Annotated in this window: 3 protein-coding genes; all 3 read left to right on the top strand. The window is 69.4% G+C overall.

Going from position 1 to position 3,503, the window contains the following annotated elements; all coding sequences use genetic code 11:
- The first annotated feature begins 130 nt into the window (after positions 1–130).
- Genes ACMO6A_RS15220 through ACMO6A_RS15210 form a run of 3 tightly spaced genes read left to right on the top strand, consistent with a single transcriptional unit; the run spans position 131 to position 3,466 of the window.
- Positions 131–1,249: a helix-turn-helix domain-containing protein gene (locus ACMO6A_RS15220; RefSeq protein WP_021409588.1), complete on the top strand. Its 1,119-nt coding sequence runs from the start codon at positions 131–133 to the stop codon at positions 1,247–1,249.
- Positions 1,246–1,965: an ABC transporter ATP-binding protein gene (locus ACMO6A_RS15215; protein ID WP_057384914.1), complete on the top strand. Its 720-nt coding sequence runs from the start codon at positions 1,246–1,248 to the stop codon at positions 1,963–1,965. The genes ACMO6A_RS15220 and ACMO6A_RS15215 overlap by 4 nt, the downstream gene beginning before the upstream one ends.
- On the top strand, positions 1,958–3,466 hold the full coding sequence (locus ACMO6A_RS15210) for a hypothetical protein (RefSeq protein WP_021409591.1): 1,509 nt from the start codon (positions 1,958–1,960) through the stop codon (positions 3,464–3,466). Before ACMO6A_RS15215 ends, ACMO6A_RS15210 begins: the two co-directional genes overlap by 8 nt.
- Positions 3,467–3,503: the final 37 nt, after the last annotated feature.

Raw genomic sequence — 3,503 nt, 5'->3', positions numbered from 1 at the left:
GGAGGAGGGTCTTTCGCACTCGCTCGGTTGACGCGCGCCCGGGAAAGTCAACCGATGCTCGCTTGCGTCAACCGCGAGCGTTCCCCCATACTGTAGGGCAGGGCGCGCCGAACGGGAGAAGGAGCCTTGCATGCACGACATTAACTTGGGAGCCGCCATCGCGCGCGAGCGCCGTGCGGCGCAGGTGACGCAGGGCGAGCTGGCCGCGCACCTGGGCGTGACGAAGGCGGCCGTGTCGAAGTGGGAGCTGGAGCAAAGCATGCCCGACGTGGCTCTGCTGCCGCGCATCGCCGCCTACTTCGACCTCACGCTGGACGAGCTGTTCGACTATCGGCCGCAGCTGGTGGGCGACGATCTGCAAGACGCCTACCTGAGGCTGCTCGCGCAGTTCGACGAAGATCCCGAAGCCGCTTTCGCGAACGCCGAGGACCTCGTCCGTTCGCACTACTCCTGCTGGCCCGCGCTGCAGCAGATGGGCATGCTCTACGCGCAGCGCGCAACCCTCGACCCCGACCGCGCCGAGCCCTTGGCCGCGCGCGCAGCCGAGCTGTTCGAGCGCGTCGAGCGGCATGCCGACGACGTGGAGCTGGTGCGCGCCGCGCGGATGATGCGCGCTTCCGTCATGAGCGTGCAGGGTGACTTGGACGGATGCATCGCCCTGTTCGAAAGCCTCAAGCCCGACAGGACGGCGGCGAACATCGATCTCATGCTGGCCAGCATGTACCAGCAGAGAGGCGACCTTGACGCCGGCTTGAAGCTGTTCCAGGAATCGATGGGCTGGTGCGTGATGAACGCCATAAGCTGCGTCTCGGCGCAGATCCCGCTGTACGCCGACGACGCCGAGCACCTGGAGGCGCTCCTGCGGGCCGGCGAAGGCGTGCTTTCCGGGTTCGATTTGCAGAACCAGAGCCCGATGACGGTGCTCACGTTCTGCACGAACGCATCTTCCGCGTGTTTGCAGGCGGGCGACGAGGATCGAGCCGCGAGCTATCTCGAGCGCTTTACGTCTTTGCTGGAGGAGCTTGACGCGCGCACGCTGGTGTACGGCCGGAACCAGAGCGCGCTGTACGATCGGGCGCCCGAGCTTTGGAGCGTCGATCCCGGCCAGGAGCATATCGCGGAAACCCGGTTCGGCGCGATCGACTTCAGGCGGCAGTGCGCGCAGATGGTGGCAGCGCAGCCCGTCTGGGCCGAACGTGCCGGCGATTCGCGTTTCAAGCCGCTGTTCGACCGACTGGAGGCCCTATGAGCGAAGCGGACGTGCTGTATGTGGAGGACTTGGCCTATCGCTATGGCAAGACGGAGGTGTTCGCCGGCGCGTCGCTTTCGTTGCGGGCGGGCGAGGTCGCGTTTCTCACCGGGCCGAACGGGGCGGGTAAGTCGACGCTTCTGCGCTGCCTGGCCGGCTGGGACGCGCCTGCCAAGGGGCGGGTGGAGCTGTGCGGAAGGCGCTTCGACGGCGCGGATCGCGCGCAGCGAAGCCTGCTGGCCTTCGTGCCCGACGTCCCCTCGTTCTACGACGACCTTACAGCGGGCGAGCATATCCGCTTCGTGCGGCAGGCGAACCGTATGAGCGCCGACGACGACCCGTCGGAGCGGCTCATGGCTCTCTTCGGCCTCGACGGCCATCGCGACCAGCTGCCCTCGGCATACTCGCGCGGCATGCGTCAGAAACTGGCGCTCGTGCTGGCCTTCGCCCGCGCGCCGCGCTTGCTGCTGCTCGACGAACCGTACGGGCCGCTCGACCCGGACGCCTCCGGGGTGTTGAGCGGGCTTATCGAGGAAGCGCGCAGCGCCGGCGCGGCCGTGCTGGCCAGTTGCCATCATGACGTGCCCAACCTGCGGCCGGACGCGCTGCTGCGTCTGGAAGACGGCCGCCTCGCCGTGCTCGATGCGCGTGACGGAGGCGAAGGACGCATGGTGCGGAACGCGTTCGGCGCGAGCTTCGGAGGCGACGATGCATGACGTTCGCCTGCTGCTGTGGCTGAGAGCGCGCCATGCGCGCTCGGCTCTGAACCGAACCTTGCACCTCGTGGGCGCCGGCGTCGACGACGGCGGCTGGGGAGAGCGCGCTTACCAGCTGTACGCGGTGGGCATCATGCTCGTGTGGGCCGCGCTCATGGCCGCAGCGCTCGTCGATGCGATCCAGGGGGTCTTCGTCGGCCTCGCCGCCGCCGTATGCTCGCTCGCGGTTCAGGGGGCGCTGCTCGCGGTGGCGCTCGTCCTGCTGCGCGTCGGCATCGCGGGCGCGCGCACGACGCCGTTGAAGCTGTCGCATCCCGACATAGCCTATCTGGCGGCCAGCGCGGTGAGCGCGCGGGCGCTCGCGGGCGTGTCGGCCGGAGTGCAAGCTTTCGCAGGCGCGGCTGCCGGGGCGGCGCTAGGGTTTCTGCTGGGCGTGGGGTTGGAGAGCGCGTCCGTGCTCGCGGGCGCGCCGGCCGCGGTGGCGCTCGCAGGTGCGGCGCTGGCTGCGGCCGCGGTTGCGCTTGGCTGGGTCGTAGGTTTCGTCCGGCTGGCAAGCGACGGCTGGAGCGGATGGCGCACGGCTGCGGCCGCATTCGTTCTCGTGGCGTTTGCCGTTTCCTGGTGCGGCGTCGCGCTGGCCGCGGGCGCTGATGCGCTGTTGGCTCCTGCGACGTTCGCGGTTCTTTCCGTGGGCGGATTCTTCGTCCTCGCCGTCGCGGCGATCGCCCTCGCCCTGCTTGCGCCGCGCGTGGATATGACGCGCGTCATCGACGAGAACTCCCTGCATGCCGACCTCTGCCAGTTCGGCATGCTGTCGCCCCTCGACCGCAACGACATCGCCGAATACCAGCGTCGCCGCAAGCTGGCCGACCGTCCCGTGCGGTTCTCCCTGCCGCGCGGGGAGGGCCGCCTCGCCCTCGTGCAGCGCGCCGCGCTGTCGCATGCGCGCCAGTACGACGGCCTTGCGAGCCTCGTGATGCAAGGTGCCTTCGTCGTGCCGCTCGGGGTGCTCGCGCTTCTCGGCGCGGGCGGCCCCGTGCTGTTCGTGTTCTGGCTGCCGGTGGCCGTTCTCATGCCGCAGGGCGTGCGCGAGGCCACGCGGGCGTTTCGGGACGACGCGCGCAATCGCCTCGTGCGCGACCGTCTGCCGTTCGGCGTGCTCGAACTGCTGGCATTCGACACGCTGCCCGCGTTCGCCGCCACGACCTTGCTCGCGTGCGGCGCCGTGGCTGCGATGATTCCCATCGGCACGTCGCTTCCTCTCGCGCTTGCGCTTGCGGTGCTGGTCGGCGCCGCATCGCTGCTCTGCTGCGGCCTCGATGCCGTGCGTCTGTTCCCGGGCGGCCCGCGTTTGTGCTACGAGTACGGCGCGCTTGCGCTGGTGGGCGTGGGATTCGCGCTTTCGCTGTTCGCGTCGGCGGCCGTCGCGGCGATGGGTATGGCGCTCTTTGCCGCGGCGGTTGCCCTCGTCGTGCGCTTCGGTTCGGAATGCGTGCGCTGAGCGCGTCCCCGTCCTGGATGGGATTCCGTATACGACC

The organism is Eggerthella sp., from assembly GCF_048329335.1.
GTDB classification, from domain to species: Bacteria; Actinomycetota; Coriobacteriia; order Coriobacteriales; family Eggerthellaceae; genus Eggerthella; species Eggerthella lenta.
Note: the sequence above shows the minus strand (reverse complement) of the source record. Positions and strands in the feature narration are given on the sequence as shown.